Here is a 16,767-nt window from a genome sequence, read left to right as displayed (position 1 = left end):
GTCGTTCACCATTTCTTGCTGATGTTGGCGCATGCAGCGCTCCGGCAAAGCCGGAACGCTGCATCTCACGGATTACAGGTTGAAATCCGAAGTGGTGAGGTTGTGGTTCCCCTTTATGTTCAGGCGGAGTTCGGCACTGCTGTCGCCGTCGACGCTTCCCTGCACGACCGTATAGTCGCCGTCGGCACGGGTCTCGTGCGTGACGATCAGTTGCGCAGGGCCACTGAGTGTCGAGGCGGCTACCAAGGTGAAGGCCTGGTTTCCGGAGAGAGCATTGTTGGCGTCAGTGCCACTGAGGTCGATCTTGTCTCCGGGCTGGAAGCCTATGATCGTATCGCCGTCGGCGTCCGCTTCGGAACGGAACAGGAACTTGTCATTTCCTGCCCCGCCGTCGATGATGTTGACGGAAGCGTTGGCAGTGATCGTATCGCTGCCGGAGCCCGTCACGACATTCTCGATGTTCCAGAGCGTATCGTTACCCGACTGACTGCTCGATGCATTTCCTCTGCCCATGAAGCCGCTGCCGAGGTCGACCGTCAGGTTGGCGGTGATCGCCGCCAGATCCAGCGTGTCGCTGCCGGCATCGCCATAGTAGACGTCATCGCCGTCGCCGGTTTCGGCGACGAACATGTCGTTGCCGTCGCCGCCATGGGCGGTGTCGTTGCCGGCACCGGTCTGGATCATGTCGTCGCCGGCATCGCCGAAGACGCGGTCAGATCCAGCGTCGCCATAGAGCATGTCATTGCCGGCGCCGCCCAGCAGGTCGTCGTTTCCGGCGCCGCCGAAGACCATGTCGTTGCCGGCCTCCCCACTGAGGAGATCGTCACCGTCATCGCCGCGCATGATGTCGCTGCCGGCACCGCCGGTTGCCACGTCATTGCCGCCGAATGCGACGATCATTTCTCCGCTTGCGGTGCCGAGAAGAACATCGGCTGCGGCAGTACCAGCAATCGGGGCTCCCGTTGTTGCTTCGGGAGTCGGCGGTGTCGGCGGTGCTGGCGGCGGCGTATCGGTTTCGTCATCGCCATTGCCGTTGAATTGCGGCAGGCCGCCCTCGCTGGTGAAGCGAATACTATGCTGGTTGCCTGTCATCGTTGTCACGCCGTTCTGGTCAGTCGTGACCTCGTAGTCATCGGCAGTCGCGCCTGCGGGCAGTTCGATGACGTCCTGCGGCCGCAAGGTGCCGACAATCGTGTCGTTGCCGCCGTTCGAGCGGAATACGATGCGATGCGCCGAGGTCAGAGCCGAAATGTCGATCGTATCGTCACCGGCGTCACCGTCGATGGTGATGGTGTTCAGCCGCAGACTTGTCCCGCCAAAATCCCCGATCACCTGGAACGTGTCGCCGCCGGACGTGCCAGCTCCGGACGGCTCGGCCCCGTTGATGCGGATCTCCTCGATCTCGCGCAACTCGGCAATGACGGAGGTGGCGAAATCGGTATTGGCTCCCCGCGTCACGACGATCTCGGTTGCGGCATTGAGGCTTGCACCATTATTGCCGGCCAGAGCGTCCCATGCAGCGCGGGTGTAGATGCGGTAGGTCTCCGCGACTGCGCCATTGCCTGTGATCACGAAGGTGTCACCGGCCTGGCCCTCCGTGCCGCCATTGACGACATCGCGACCATCGGAATTGGCCAGTGACGCCGCCGCCGCGTTGTTGGCGTTCCAGTTGAAGGTGTCGTCACCGGCATCGCCGTTCAGCGTGTCGTTGCCTGTCCCGCCGTTGACAATGTCGTTGCCGGCTCCGGCATTGACCGTGTCGTTGCCACCGAGGGCGTTGATCGTGTCGGCACCGCCGGTGCCGTTATGCGTCTGTCCGGCTGCAGCGCCAGTGATCACATTGCCGGCAGTGGCGAGCGTGAAGTCGGAGATATCGATGCCGGCATTATTGACACCGTTGATCTGGATCGTGCCCTGGATGGTCGAGGCCGGTCCATTCTCGCGGATGGTGATGATCGTGTTGGCGCCGCTGGCCGTTTCGAACACCCGGTTGTTGAAGTTCGCCGCCGTTACTCCCAGTCCGCTAAGGTCGATGCGATCCTGGGTCGCCGGCGTTCCACCGGTGGCGTCGAAGCTGCTGATGCTGTCAGCCCCGAAGCCGGTCGCACTGTAGATGATGGTGTTGACACCACCGCCCACATCGATGGTGTCATTGCCGGCACCGCCGATGATCGTGTCGTTGTCGTCGCCGCCATTCAGCGTGTCGTTGCCTTCGCCGCCGTCGAGCAGATCATTGCCGTCATCGCCATTGAGCGTATCGTTGTTGCCTCCGCCGAAGAGCTGGTTGGCGGCGCCGTTGCCGTTGATCGTATTGGCGAGCGTGTTGCCGCGACCGGTGACCGCCGCGCCATTGAGATTGAGGTTCTCCACCTCGGCGCCAAGCGTGTAGTCGATGCTGGCATCGACCCGGTCCGTGCCGCCTGCCGCCAGTTCCGTCACCACGTCGCCTGCATCGTCGACGGCGTAGATGTCATCGCCGATACCACCCACCATGGTGTCGGCACCAAGGCCGCCGTTCAGCGTGTCGTTACCGCCAAGGCCTGTTAGAGTATCAGCGAGATCGCCGCCGGTGATGACGTTATTGCCGTCATTGCCAGTACCAACGAACTGGTCGGCATCGACACCCGTATAGGTCAGGTTCTCGACATTGGCGAAGGCCGCCAGCGTGTAGAGTGCCGCGGTCGTCTCGACCGTGTCGGTTCCGCCACCCGTGGCCTCGACGATCAGATCTTCGCCGGTGTCGTCGATATAGGTGTCGTTTCCGGCGCCGCCGACCAACGTGTCGATATCGTCGCCGCCGTCGAGTGTGTCGCTGCCGATACCGCCAACGAGCAGATCCTCACCGAGGCCGCCATTGAGCGTATCGTTGCCGTCATGGCCGAAGAGCAGGTCGAAGCCGGTATTGCCGGTCAGCGTATCGCTACCCGTCGTGCCTGCCAGCGCCGTATTGATGCCGACTGCGGCAGTCCGCTCACCGGTATCATCCGTGCTCAGTGCATAGTCGCCGGTCAGAGCGTAGCCTTCGAATGTACTGCCATTGAAGTTGATGAACTCTACAGCCTCGCCGACTGTGTCGAAGTGATCAGTGACGGTGGCTTGCTGGCCGTTGAACTGGACCACGAGATCGTCGTTGCCGCCGCCGGTCGTCACTTCGAACATGTTGAGCCCGTCGAGGGCGGCCGGCAGCGCCGGTGGCACGGTTCCTCCGACCGTGATGCGGTCGCTGCCGCTAGTTTCGTTGATGATATCGAACCCGTCGCCGAGATTGATGACATAAGTATCGTTACCGGCACCGCCGTTCAGTATCTCGGCAGCACTGGAGAAAGCGATCGACAAGTCGTCGATACCGACAAAATCGCCGTTGTTGTTCGTGCCGGCCACCACAAAGCGGATCGCCGAATTGGCGCCGAACGGCCCGTTCAAGGGAATGTTGACCCTCGATCCGTTGCCGGAATTCCCGTCTATGGTCTGGATCGTCTGATTGAAGTTGACCCCGTCGGCGGCGAACTGCACCGTGACCGTCTCTCCTCCATCAAAGCCGTTCTCATTGAAGGTATAGCTGACGGTGGCGGTCGACGCCCCCGACAGATTTACCGTTCGCGTGATCGTCGCCGTGCCGTTGCCTGGATCGTTGTCGTCATCGCGCAGGCGCAGCTGATTGGTGCCGTCGTCGATACGGATCTGGCCTGCCGAAGCGCTGTTTGTGCCGCTATTGTCGCCCGTCTCGACCCAGGACGACGTCCATGGTGTTGCGCCACTCGTTCCATTCTGCGCCGTGTTGTTGAAATTATCGGCGTAGCTGCCTGAAGAGCTGGCCGTGCTGGGGCCACCGACGAGGATGTCGTTGCCGTCGCCACCGTTCAGGGTGTCGTTACCACCCAGGCCAAGCATCAGATCATCGCCAGCGGTGCCGTTGAGAACATCATTGGCTTCCGTACCGACGATCAGGCCGACAGCTCCATCGGTAAACTGGAGCCGCTCCACATTGCGCAGTCGGTCGGAGCCGTCGAGGTTGATCTCGGTGACGTCGGTGACGGTGACTTGTCCATCGGCGGTTGCGCCGAACGTATAATCGGCGCGGGCGCCCTGGAAGGCGGCAGTGTCGATATCGCCGCCCGTCGTATCGGTCCGGATGGTCCGAACGATCGCAAGTTGACCGGGATTGATCGTCCCGTTGAACATGCGAGCCGCCAATGCCGTCATGCTGTTGACCAGTTCGCTTGGTGTGCCGGTATGATTGACGTCCTCAAGCGCGAAGACGCCGATCTGCACATCGAGCCATTTGTCGCCGTCAATGATGTCGTCGCCGGCAAGGCCTTTCATGACGTCGCTGCCATCACCGCCGAGGATGATGTCACCGGCAGAAAATGAGGTCACTCCGGCGCCGAGCAATGCCTGAAGGCCATTGATGAGGGCGATGCCGTCGGCGTCGAGCGCGCTGCCGGCATAACCTTCTGTACCGCCTTGTGGTGCCGGCAGGCGATCAGCCGCCAGAGCTTCCGAGCCGGTGAGCACGTCGTTGAACCGGGTACCGGACAGGCCTTCAATCGACTCGTACTCGTCGAGAGCGGCGTTTTCTGGCAGGATCGGGGCCTCGTCGAAGATGATCGGTATCGAGATATTGGCGTTCACTCCGAGGACATTGTCCTTGTAGGTCGCCCAGTCGAAGCCCGACATACCGACCATTTTGCCGCGACCAGCGCTTCCGACCATGATGTCGTCGCCGCCTTCGCCGATGAACTCGTCAAACCCGCCATCGCCGAGGAACACGTCGTGCCCGTCAATCAGGTCGTGAGAAAATATTTCATCGAAATTGTCACCGGGGGCACCGTCGAAGGTGCCGGTCTCAATCCAGTCATTTCCCTCGTTACCAAGGATTCGTTCGGCGTTTCGGTTGCCGTAGATGAAGTCGTTGCCTGTGCCTGCGAAGACCTCCGAGCCCATATCCGTGCCGAGGAAGATGAAGTCCTGGCCGTCGTTGCCCATGACCAGGTCGAGACCTGGGCCGGCGTGAACCACGTCGTTGCCGGCGCCGAGCTTGAAATTATCGTCACCACCGCTGTCGGTCACGATGTCGTCGCCGTCGCCGGCATTGATGATATCGTTGCCAAAACCACCTTCGAGCCTGTCGTTGCCGGCATCGCCGAAGAGCGTGTCGTCGCCAATGCCGGCAACGAGAATGTCGGCATTATCAGTACCGCCGAGGACAATGTGATCGCCGCCGGTATAGCGGAGATAATTGCCGTCTGGACCGACGGTGACCGGATTATTACGGATCACCAACGGTGTCAGGATGCCGCTTCCCGTCGGATCGCTGCTCTCGAGCACGCCGTCACCGTCGAGGTCATTGAATTGTCGCGTTTGATCGACTTCCAGGATTAGGCCCGGGGTCGAGAACACATCGGATGGTAGATGCGTCGCGTCGGTGTTGCGCATGATCATCGCGGCAAAGGAGTTGTTCTCCATTTCGCCGAACAGGTGCAAACCGTCGAGGCGCTGTAGATAATAGAAGCGGTCGCCGCTCTGGAGCTTCTCCATCTGTATCTCGAAGACAAAGTTGAAGGTGGAGCCCAGCATGCCGCCGAAAGGCATGATCGCTTCGGCCAGACCGCCGATCCAGAGATCGATATCTTCCAGCCCGCCGAGTGAACCGCCCGCATAAGCACCGGTTGCATTGAGGAAGTCGACCGCGTCGGCCGGGACCACGAACCCAGCCATCGTCGCGAATTTGCCTGTGGCAATACCCGTGATCAGTGTCAGCGCTGCGTCGCGTTTCCCCTCGATCGTCGTTTCTCCGGTGATCAGAGAATGCGTCCCATAGGCTGCAATGAAGTTGATGATCGAGGCTTCGTGCTTGAGGTGGCCGGCGAAATCGACCCAGCTCTCGTAAGGCTTGAGCAGGGAATCTTCGTTGGTGGCGAGGTAGAACTGCCGACGGGCCTCGTTGAGAGAGGGCACGCCTGTGTCGCGGCCACGCGCCAGGTTTATGGTCGCAAGATCGAGCGGCAGTCCGAGAAGGTTGTTACGGAGTGCGCTGGTGATAAATTCATCAATCTCGTTGCCGACCTGCCGGGTCATGCCGCGGATGATGGCACCGGCCGAGATATTGGCATCGACGGTCGCGCCGGTCCCGTTGTTTTCGAACTGAAGCGGGTTCAGGAAGCCTTCGATCAGACCGATGTCATTTTCGCTGAAGCTCGGATCGTACCGATCGATCGTCTCGGTCAGCATCGAGTGGCCGAAGCGATAAACCACATGGGCGAACTCGGCGACGATCGAGGGATCGATCGTGACGTCATACCCGTCCGGAACGAGGAAAACGTTGATATTCGGCTGGATCTTGCGGGCGAATTCTTCGAACACCAGATGCTGATACTGCATTTCGGTACCGAACTTGGCTGCCTGGAAGAGCCGTTCGCCATTCCACTCGAGATCTTGAACGCCGTCGGCGATGTTTGCGCCGGGGACCAGCCATTGCTGAATAAAGGCGTTGTCGCCTGTCGCCAGCACCACCGCTTTTGTGTGCTCCATGAGCCGGTTGTGCTCGGAATGGAACACATGGTGGACGGCGGTCAGGCCGATATTCTCGTTGGCACGACCGTCGCCAGCGATATAGTGCGCGTCGAGCAATTCGTTGTCGTAGACGCCGGGTTCGTTGCCCGGATTTTCAAGGCCAATCTCGATGTCACCGTCGGCAAGTCCGGTCGGAACCGCGTTGTGAGCGATGTCGGCGAGGAAGGCATGGCCGGTCAGGATAGCATTGGCAGGAACCAAAACGCCGAGACCGCCATTGGCGGACGGATCGCCCTCGATAAGGCCGCTTGCCGTCACCATTTGCGGAAAGCCGTTCGGGCCGCGAAGGAAGTTGCCGTAAGCATCGGTGGCAAGAAGCGGAACGTTGCCGACATTGGCATCGACGAGCTGGATGCCCAGAATGTCGGCGGCCTGGGCCTTGAGATCCGCCCAGGTTGCCATGCCGCCATTGCCGCCCTCTATAAGCTTGCCCGTCGCTACGGGATCGCCGGCGGCATTGAGTACATATTCCCGCAGGAAAACCTGATGAGATGGGTGTGAGGTATAGGTCTGGTTCTGGTCGACGAAGGCGGTGGTTGTATTGACGGGACGATCGGTGTCATCGCCCGTTCCCACGACACCGTCCGGACCTGGTCCTGCCAATGTCGCGCGGGTGAGGACCATGAAATTGGTATTTCCGCCTTCAACGTAGAGCGGATCATCCGGCAGCAGCGGAATGAATACGGTACCATTGCCGCCCTTGTTGACGAGATCGAGACCATGATCAAAGAACTGGCCAAACAGCGTGAACCAGGAATTGAACGGTGCCGACAGCCCCTCGTCGGGCGCGGTATTGGTAATGACAACGTTGGGACCATCCAGTTCGATGCCAGCGGCCACAAGAAGTGCCATGAGCTCGTCATCGACGGCATCCAGTGCTGTTTCGGCAGCCGCGAGGACTGCCGCGGCGGCGGCGGCGGCCTCCTGCAGCGGAACGTTGGCCGGGCTTGCCGAGGCTGCGGCCGATGCTGCCGCATAACCGCGCTGGGCGTCCGACACGGCTTTGAATTCGTCCACGAGCGGGGCGTAGGCCGCAGAAATCTGCGCGGTGACCGTCATCTGGTCTGGCCCGGCAACAATGCCTGCCCTTTGCAAGGCAGTCAGGATGGCAGACGGGTTGCCGAGGGTTTGGTCGACGAGGAGGTTCGAAATTGTCCGGACTGTTGGGTCGAACACATCACTGGGGCCAGCGGTTCCCGGCCCGTCATTGTCGACACCGGGCGTATAGCTCACCGGCACAAGCGGCCCACCCGGGCCAGCAGGCACCATGATAGTCCGGAAATCCGTGCCCAACCCTTCGGGGAATTCGTTGTCGGAAGCGCCCCATTCCGGGTGGTAGAGATTGTTGTAGGTGCCATCGACCGTACGTAGGCCCCAAGCCAGGTTGTAGGTGGGGATAAGACCGCCCTGGCCGAACAGCGGCTCGCCTGCGGCGTGCCGTTCCGCAATCTTGATCTGCGCCAAGATGAAATCGAGATCCGATCGAATATAGGTAACCATTTGTACTCTCCCCTTTGGTTGCACGGGAACCGCTATCGTTCCGGCAATGCTTCTTCCCAACCCTGCGCTTGCAGGCATCGTTTGTTTTGCGAGAGATTTTCTACTCGGGCGCCCAAGGTATGAACGGCCAATAGGAAAATCTTCAGCATTCTCTGCGATGATTGATCTTGTCGCGCCGAGAGGCCACGGGATAGTTCCAAAGGTCCGGCGACATGCATGGACTTTCGTCTGCAGGAGGACGGGACCTTGGGCCCGGAAAAAATGTGACTTACGTCCCATTCAGGAAGAGGTCTGGCGGCGAAAACGTCGGGATCGTCGCCTTCTGGCAACGCCTTGAACTAACCACGCAATTTTTGATAGTTGCCGGCCTAGTCGTCTGCGGTTCAATGGCAATCCTTGGCGAATGGCTGAACGTGCAGATCGCCGCCAATCAGCTCAGAAGCCGGGCCGAATCCGGAGCCCTTTATATGGAGGGCTTTCTTGCGCGGCACGTTGAGGGATCCGAAAACGACCCGCAGGTCTCCGAAGCGCGTCGAAACGAACTGGACGATCTGCTAATCGGCACCGATCTCGCACGGCGAGTCGAGAGCTTCAGGATCTGGCGCCATGACGGGCTGGTGATCTACAGCACCGACAAATCTCTCATTGGAAAGACCTTTCCATCGAGTGAGATCGAACGGGCTTTCGCGGGACAGGTTGTTGCACAACTTGAAAATGGCCATAACGACGGCGATGCTGACAGTTCCTCCGCCGATAGACCGCTCGTCGAAATCTACGCGCCCATCTATCGGTCCGGTACTCGCGACATTATCGCAGTCGGAGAGCTTTACGAGGATGCAGCCGAGTTCGCCGCCCAAAGTGACCGAGTTCAGCGTCACACATGGGCGCTCGTCGGCGCAACAACCCTTGCTATCATGGCTCTGCTTTTCCTCATCGTCCGGCGCGCGAGCAATATTATCGCCAGTCAAAGAACGACGCTAAAGGTGCAACTGACACAGGCCCAGGCGCTGGCCCGGCAAAATACCGAGCTTCGCAAGGCAGCCGACAAAGCGCGCATGGATGCGACGAAATCGAACGAGCAGCTCTTGAACCGCATCGGTTCCGACCTGCACGATGGTCCTGTTCAACTTCTCAGTTTGTTGATTCTCAGATTGGGGGGTTCCGCCAGCACGGCCGGCACGTCGAGGACTGCCTTCGATTGCGCGTCCGATGTGAAGGAATCCGACCTTGCGCCGTCGCATATCGCAAGCCAGGTCCTGACTGAGTTGCGTGAGCTTTCGACAGGGCTGGTCATGCCGGAGACCGAACATCTGGCCTTAGAGGCGGCCTTGCGTATGGCGGTTGAACAGCACGAGTATGCGACCGGATCAAAGGTCACGTCGACATATGACGGGCTGCCCGAGCGTGTCGCACATCCGTTGAAGATCTGTCTATATCGAATAGTTCAAGAGGGGCTCAACAACGCTTTCCGTCACGGTGCAGGTCGTAACCAGCGTGTGTCCGCTTCAGCCGATCTGTCGGCCATAACGGTCGTCATTTGCGATGACGGTCCAGGTTTTGCGAGCGGCAGCTCTAATGGACGCCGCAGACCGCTCGGCCTTCAGGGCATTCGCAACCGGGTTGAAGCGTTCGGCGGCCGAGTCGACATCCTCCAACAGATCGGACTCGGAACGGAACTTCGGATCGTGGTGCCGCTGGAGGGCAATGGCATCTAGTGGCGCAGAGCCGGGTCCCTGCTCCCCTCGAGCTTTTGAGCGGCAATCAGCACTTCCAGGCGGTTTCGCGCGTTCAACTTTTGCATCAGGATCGTCATATAGTTCTTTACCGTCTTCTCGCCAATTTGCAGATCCGTCGCAATCTGGCGGTTTGTGAATCCGCGCAGAAGCATCCTGATGATTTGGCCCTCCCGTATGCTAAGCTTCACTTCCCCGCCGGCCATTTTTCGGAGCGAGGCTATTTTAAGCTCCTCAATGACTTTGCAGGCAAACGCCGGGGTGATGAACATATCGCCGCGATGGACGGTTGCTATAGCCTGGATGAGTTCCTGAGCGCTGCTTCCTTTGAGGACATATCCGCTTGCGCCCGCGTTAAGGGCGCGCACGGCGTAATCGCTCCCTGTCATCGCTGTAAAAACAAGAATTTTGGTCCGAATCTTTTCGACGAGTTTCGTGATAGTGTCGAAAATATTTCCAGGCATCATCAAATCAACAATAAAAACATTCGGCTTCAGTTTTAATCCTATATCTAAGGCTTCTTCTGCGGTTGAACCAGTCGCGGCGACGATAAATGGAGACTGTTTGTTGAGGATGTCAGTCAATCCTGCCAACATCAAGGGGTGGTCGTCAATCAACGCTACAGATGCTGAAGTCATATTACGCCCCTACGCAAAATACATGGCGCTAGAAATATTATTAAAACAGTATTATGTCCACGTAGCAGTTTGGATTAGTATTACTATATTATCTGTACTCGATAAGTCACGCTGTAACCCCTCGACCTGGGGTGATACTAGTTACCCCGCTTGATCAGATGGGGGTGCGGACGTTGGGGGGCCTCACGGGGTAGGGAAGATGACTTTTGCGATTTCGGCAGTAGCACTGGCGGCGATGGTCTTAATCCATCCAACGCGCTGGGCCGCAGCCGGCGCGCTCGTCCTGAACGCAGCGGCGTCGGCGTACGGGTGGTGGGCATTCGTATCCAGTTGACACCGCGCCGCAGCTGGAAGGCGCTTTGCTTTGCATTGTTCTGGTGAGCGCCACCGAGCTTCTGAACCGCGGCACTATCCCATGCGCGGGCTTTCGCTAGTGAGGGTCTCCCAGATGCGAAATCGCGGAGCGCGGCTGGCGGCAAACGCTCGAGCCAGGACCCGTCTTTACCGACGTGCTATCGACGGCTTAGGGGACGTGTACGTCTCCCGTGCGCCAGTCGGGTGGTCCACGTTCCTCGCAGGTCGATTCGCGTTGGCCTTATGCAGTGACGCGGCTATGGTTAGGAGTGGAGACTGACCAGCGAAAAGGCAGACATGTCTATCCAACGTACGAGTTTTTATGTCTTGCTAGCGCTGGTGACGATCGCGTTCATCTGGCTGCTTGTCCCCTATTACGCAGCTGTTTTCTGGGCAGTGATCCTTGCTATCATCTTCTTTCCAGTGAACATGCGACTGGCGCTTTTGCTGGGAGGCCGCCGAGGCATCGCTGCCCTGCTGACGGTGTTGATGTGCATCGGTCTCGTCATCGTGCCGGCATTGATTATCCTCATTTCTCTTATCCAGGAAGGCACCAGTCTTTACCAACGGATAAGCAGCAACGAAATCGACCTCAATGACTATCTGGTCCGGATTCAGAATGCGTTGCCCGGCTTCGTCGACAACTGGCTGAACTCATTGAAACTTGGCGGCTTTGCGGAACTTCGCGCTAACATCTCCTCAGGCGCAGTACAGGCAAGCCGGTCGGTCGCCGGCAGCCTGCTGAGTTTTGGCCAAAACACGCTGCAATTCTTCGTCAGCTTCGGGATCATGCTTTATCTGCTTTTCTTCCTCTTCCGGGATGGGGCTGACCTCGGCCGCGCGATCCGAGATGCAATCCCTCTCAACGACGACTATACCCGGCAGTTTCGCGACAAGTTTTCCGCTGTCGTTCGGGCCACCGTCAAGGGAAATATCATCATTGCGATCATTCAGGGCACGATCGGTGGCGTGACATTTTGGGCTCTGGGAGTCGAGGCCGCCCTGTTGTGGGGCGTCACGATGACTCTCCTGTCGATGCTGCCTGCAATTGGAGCAGCGCTCGTATGGGTTCCAGTCGCCATCTGGCTAGTCCTCATGGGTGCCTGGTTGAAAGCAGCGATCCTGGTTCTCGTCGGCGTATTTGTCATAGGGCTAATCGACAACCTGCTGCGTCCGCCACTGGTGGGCCAGGGGACGCGGCTGCCCGATTATGTGGTGCTGATCTCGACGGTAGGCGGCATCTCCCTGTTCGGCATCAATGGTTTTGTCATCGGCCCCCTGATTGCAGCCCTGTTTATCGCTGCATGGTCGCTTTTTGCCGAACAGCAGAACGCAGAGAAACCAGACACCAAGGATATCGAATAGAAATTTTGTAGTTTTTAACCAACGGAGGCGGCGCCAGGGGCAGCCAGCTTCTCAAAGCGCGTCGTCCGCCCCGCTCAATGGAACAAGGACATACGACCGCTGAGGTCAGCTCAATACCTCCTTTATGATTTGCGGATGCCGACATGCTGGCGATCCGCGATCTGAAGGCGAGCAACATGAACCAGTTTCTCGGGCAGTCACTGTCGATTGTCATCACATCACTCGCCTTGAATACGCAGTTGAGCATGCCGACGGGCGTCGCGCGCTCGAGCTACTCTTCCATGCTGATGATCATCGTTACCTGATCATCTGCCGCGGCGAACTTGCATCCCTGGTCACTCGGGTTCCTCGGGTCACTAAAGATGAGTTCGACCTTTAATTCTCCATCGATCTGGCTATCCCAGGGGAATAGGGACGCTTCGGAATTCGCAAACCGAGGGAAGTCCGTGCGAAGCGCCCGCGGCTTCTGACGCTGCAACCTGTCCAGTCCCCCCAATGGTGTCGGCATCCGTCGGATCTCCGACTTGCGAGGCGCCAGGGAATCACAACCTCGGCAAGCGCCTTCACTTCGTTATATGACGGATGCCCTTCGAGGAAAATTCCCTGGTCCCGATCGAACCAAATTGCTTCCCGATCGGGCTAGCAATGGGATGCCTCCTGTGGGGAGGTCGAATTCCGGGAACAACGGCGACCGATAAAGGTTCGCTGATTTCCACCAACCGAAAGGAACTCGATCATGTTCATGCGCGTCGACCAATTGCAGGCAGAACTACCGCCGCCGAAAGCCGCCGACCCGAATGCCGCAGCGGCGTTACAGGAACTGCTTGGCGGAAAGTACGGCGAAATGTCCACGCTTGGAAACTACATGTTTCAGAGCTTCAACTTTCGCTCGAAATCGAAGCTTCGGCCCTTTTATAGCCTAGTTGCCAGCATCACGGCGGAGGAACTCGGCCACGTCGAACTCGTCAGCAACGGCGTCGCCATGCTCAACAATGGGCCAGATATTCCCGATGGCGACGAAGGTGACGGCGGCGATATTTCGGGCGGACCTTTCGAGGCAATGAAGGAGATCCGTCTCGCTGCAAGCTTTCTATCCGGTGGCGGCGGCGCAATGCCGATCAACAGCAACGGGCAGTCTTGGAACAACGACTTCATTACGACCACGGGCAACGTGGTCCTGGATCTGCTCCATAACTTCCATCTCGAATGCGGCGCCCGCCTACACAAGCTGCGCGTCTACGAAACGGTGACCGATCCGACAGGCCGCGCGGTCTGCGGCTATCTGCTCGTTCGTGGCTCCGTTCATGCCCACGCGTACGCGCTGGCATTGAAAAAAATTACCGGCGTGGAGATCGAGAAGTTCCTTCCCTGCCCCAACATCCCGCTTGCGAATATTCCGGAATGCCAGCAATACCTCGACGAAGGCTCGCATCGTCGGCTCTATACCTGGAGCCCGAACGACTACAAGGAGATCGCCGGCATCTGGAGTAATGACGAAGTGGCACTCCCCGGCGACCCTCCCGGCGAACTCGAAGTCGTCGACGGCATGCCTGAAGGCGGCAAGATTCAGCAGCTTGTCGGCGTGCCTTCGGCCTTCACTCCGGACTACGCGCCGGAGGAAATGTTCGAAATCGCCGAGCAGCTTTACAAGAAGTCGCGTTGACCGCTCCGGCGGGCCTTACCGATATATCGGTATAGGCCCGCCAAGCAGTGACACTACGACGCTTGAGATAGCGGGGGAGCATCGTGGGAAATAGCAACACGACAGACGACACGCCCGACGTGAGGCCAAGTATCGAGCACCGATCGAGGAGCCCAGCGCGCGCCGCCTGCGGTCGCTCAGAACTGTAGGCCACCCGCTTGGGCGAGCTTTCGCCGCACGGTCTCTGCTCCGGAGGGTCGGCGGCGAAGACGCGAATTGGAAGCTCGGTGGGTCGACGGGTGATCGTTATCCGCCCAATGGCGATCTAAACAAGCTGAGGCATTCTCATTTCCAGGATTTCTGCTATCGTCCACGGGTTACTGGAGTGGGCTCCATGGTTGCAACGAGTTTGGTTCCCGGCGCGTTTTACTGGGCGAAATCCTCGAAGTACTTCGACGGACGAGCGACGATCGTTCAGGTCTCCACGGTCTTCGGTAAGGATCCTGACTACTGGACGCTGGAGCTCCTGGGAACCGATCAGCACGCCATGCCCACGGAATTCGAGATCATCGCTCCCGCGGAGCTCCCACAAGAGTACCCCCTCCGTCAAGCCGCCGAGTGACCGTTCATCAGGCAAGCGAACGACGGCCGGCAACAGAGGAAGCCCCAATAGGGCGCTCACACCGACAACCGGTTTTCCTTTAATCGAAGTACGACGACCAACCCGCTCGGGGTCCAGTCGTAGCCGATCGAACCGTCGAGCTGACCGGTGACTGCGCGATGGAGAAGTTTGCTGCCATAACCGTCAGCACTTAAGGGAGGTACGACGACGGGTCCGCCCTGCTCGCTCCAGGCGATTTCGACCTCACCTTCCGCCAGAACGCCAGACACGTCCAAGGTCCCCGTTTCACCGAGAGCGCACCGTATTTGAGGGAGTTGGTGGCCAGTTCATGAATGACGAGTGCAAGGCTCGTCGCCGACGACTCGCCAACGCCCATACGAGGAACTGCGACGCGAATGCGCCCCGCAAACGCGCCTTCGTCGTCGTAGGGTGCGAGTAGAACCGTGAACAAATCTCCAAGAAGGGCGGCATTTCCTTGTCCGCCCTTGAGCGGGCGGACGAGGTCGTGGGCCCGCCCGAGGGCCGCCAGGCGTTGCGTGAGCTGCAGGACCATGTCCTCCTTCGACGTCGTCGACCGGGAGGTGATAGCGGTAAGACCGGAAGCGAGCGCCAACAGATTCTTGACGCGGTGGCTCATTTCGCCGGCCAGCAGTTCGTGCCCTTCTTCCGCTTGTTTGCGACCGGTAACATCCAAAAATATTCCAGACATCATCCGGGCGACGATGCCTGCGTCGTTGCCTTGACCGCGAGCGGAGATCCAACGGACGTCAGAGGCGTCCGTCAATATCCTGAAGTCAATCTCGTATGGGCCGGCTAGCACTCGGGTGGCGACAAAGGCGGATCGTACCCTGTCGCGGTCGGCCGGATGAATCTTCGCCGACAACCGCTCGAATGTCAGCGGGCTGCCTCGCGAGACGTCCCAGAGTTCGTATCCTTTGGCGTCCATCAAGAAGGTACCGTCGTCGACGTTCCAGGTCCAAAGGGCGACGCCTGCGGCCTTGATCGCATTGCGTAGCTGCTCGGGGTTCCAGTCAGGCTCGTCGCCGGTTTCGTGATCGGTCACCAGATCTCTCTGTGTCGGAGGGAACTTTACTCACCGGAGAAGGGTGGTTGCCTTTATATAGTTCTGATGTGTTCGGATTTCCTGAAATTCGGAGTATTTAATTTCCCGCAGCGCCTGTGATTCAGGCCTGCTAAGCTGCCAGCCGCCGAAGCGTGCGAGCGAGATCGTGGACATCGTAAGGTCTGGCCACTTGTTCGACGGTTCCTCGGCCTCCGCACCTGGGCGATCGGGAGTCCGGGCGTAGTCAGTTCGCAAACCGGCGATTTCTTCAATGATCGCGTCGAAGACTTCCTGTTGCTTCGCCCCATCGACGACGAAGGTATCGACGAGCGCCAGACGCAGACTATCTCTCCACTCCGTCATGTCCGACACTCTGTCTTCGGACGGAGCCCCACGTCGAGCAGTGCGACGACTTCAGACTGCTTGAGGCAGCGCCCTCATCTGGTTCGGGATCGGGCTGAGGTTCCTCGCCGGGGATGCGGTCGGGCTCCGGCGGCGGGTTGTCAGGCGGCGGAACAAACGGCGGCGGCACGATGGGTTCGAATGGGACTGACATGGGGTGTTCCTCCTCCGCTACGAAACGCGGGGGCGTTCGCGCAAGTTCCGCCGGACCAGGACCGTTGCACCGACGGCGACCGGAAAGCACAGATGACGATCGAGAAGGTCGGGGCCTCGGGCATGCGTCTTACGACAGTTGATACCGATCCAAAGACTGGCAAGGCAGTGGTCACGTGCCGCATCGATCTTCGCCGGAGCTGATCTAGAGTAAAATCAACCACTGTGCCGCCAGATGAACGTCCAAACAAATTTCAAAGGAGCCCCGCGATGGGGTCAGTTCAACGACCTGAAAGCAATTCGTTAAGCTCAGGGTGGCCTTGTCGCTGATCCGGATCAAGGCCACCGCAACGCAAGGTATTCCGTAGTGGCAGCTTGAGCATTTGGACATGCGGTTAATGATAGAGCGCCTTTGAACGGGATCGAACCGGCGTTGGCTAATCGTGAAGCACCTGATAGGTCATAGACCGCTGTGTATGAGGTCTTGGCACCATGTCAGAGACAACCCTCGGACCGACTGGAGAGCTTTTGATGGGCTGGAAAACACCGAAGATCGAATACGTGAATGGCTATAAGATCGTTGAAGTTGAGGGGCCTAGCTTCAAAGTCTACGATGGCGACCGTCAGCTCGGGGACGATTTCCCCTACCCCGGCGAAGCTGCTGCTTACGCAACCTCGTTGCCAAAACGGGATCATCCACGCAGCTAGGCGAAACGCCGCGG

The 16,767-nt window shown here is 59.0% G+C and carries 9 protein-coding genes and 1 pseudogene; 6 read left to right on the top strand and 4 right to left on the bottom strand.

Annotated features, from left to right (window positions below; all coding sequences use genetic code 11):
• Positions 1-72 precede the first annotated feature (72 nt).
• Positions 73-8,073 (bottom strand): peroxidase family protein, encoded by an 8,001-nt coding sequence (locus tag G9X67_RS30050; protein WP_210259037.1) that lies wholly within the window; start codon positions 8,071-8,073, stop codon positions 73-75.
• Positions 8,074-8,336: 263 nt separating this feature from the next.
• Here G9X67_RS30050 and G9X67_RS30045 point away from each other — a divergent pair, with 263 nt between their 5' ends.
• Positions 8,337-9,788, top strand: a complete 1,452-nt coding sequence (locus G9X67_RS30045) for an ATP-binding protein (RefSeq protein ID WP_171600336.1) — start codon at positions 8,337-8,339, stop codon at positions 9,786-9,788.
• Here the strand turns inward: G9X67_RS30045 and G9X67_RS30040 are convergent.
• Positions 9,785-10,444: a response regulator transcription factor gene (locus G9X67_RS30040; RefSeq protein WP_171600335.1), complete on the bottom strand. Its 660-nt coding sequence runs from the start codon at positions 10,442-10,444 to the stop codon at positions 9,785-9,787. The two genes, G9X67_RS30045 and G9X67_RS30040, sit on opposite strands and share 4 nt — an antisense overlap.
• A 651-nt stretch (positions 10,445-11,095) precedes the next feature.
• On the opposite strand from G9X67_RS30040, the gene G9X67_RS30035 reads away from it, so the two are divergent.
• The 4 genes from G9X67_RS30035 to G9X67_RS30020 all read left to right on the top strand — a co-directional run bounded on the left by G9X67_RS30035 (position 11,096) and on the right by G9X67_RS30020 (position 14,427).
• On the top strand, positions 11,096-12,163 hold the full coding sequence (locus G9X67_RS30035) for an AI-2E family transporter (RefSeq protein ID WP_138388572.1): 1,068 nt from the start codon (positions 11,096-11,098) through the stop codon (positions 12,161-12,163).
• Positions 12,164-12,306: 143 nt separating this feature from the next.
• Entirely contained in the window at positions 12,307-12,468 is a 162-nt protein-coding gene (locus G9X67_RS30030) for a hypothetical protein (protein WP_171600334.1), read from the top strand.
• Positions 12,469-12,899: 431 nt separating this feature from the next.
• Positions 12,900-13,826: a manganese catalase family protein gene (locus G9X67_RS30025; RefSeq protein ID WP_138334879.1), complete on the top strand. Its 927-nt coding sequence runs from the start codon at positions 12,900-12,902 to the stop codon at positions 13,824-13,826.
• Positions 13,827-14,199: 373 nt separating this feature from the next.
• Positions 14,200-14,427 (top strand): hypothetical protein, encoded by a 228-nt coding sequence (locus G9X67_RS30020; protein ID WP_138334880.1) that lies wholly within the window; start codon positions 14,200-14,202, stop codon positions 14,425-14,427.
• Between the two features lie 56 nt (positions 14,428-14,483).
• Here G9X67_RS30020 and G9X67_RS30015 read toward each other — a convergent pair.
• A pseudogene (locus tag G9X67_RS30015) lies at positions 14,484-15,490 on the bottom strand (HWE histidine kinase domain-containing protein).
• Between the two features lie 30 nt (positions 15,491-15,520).
• Positions 15,521-15,853 carry a hypothetical protein gene (locus G9X67_RS35185; protein ID WP_246705470.1) on the bottom strand — a complete coding sequence of 111 codons (333 nt, stop codon included), beginning with the start codon at positions 15,851-15,853 and terminating at the stop codon, positions 15,521-15,523.
• A gap of 723 nt (positions 15,854-16,576) precedes the next feature.
• Here G9X67_RS35185 and G9X67_RS30005 point away from each other — a divergent pair.
• The gene (locus tag G9X67_RS30005) at positions 16,577-16,753 is read left to right on the top strand and encodes a hypothetical protein (RefSeq protein WP_018071841.1); all 177 of its coding nucleotides are present in this window, start codon (positions 16,577-16,579) and stop codon (positions 16,751-16,753) included.
• Positions 16,754-16,767 lie beyond the last annotated feature (14 nt).

It is taken from the genome of Rhizobium sp. WYCCWR 11152 (assembly GCF_013087615.1).
Classification (GTDB): Bacteria; Pseudomonadota; Alphaproteobacteria; order Rhizobiales; family Rhizobiaceae; genus Rhizobium; species Rhizobium indicum.
The sequence above is the reverse complement of the archived record's forward strand: the minus strand, read 5'-3'. Positions and strand labels throughout refer to the sequence as shown.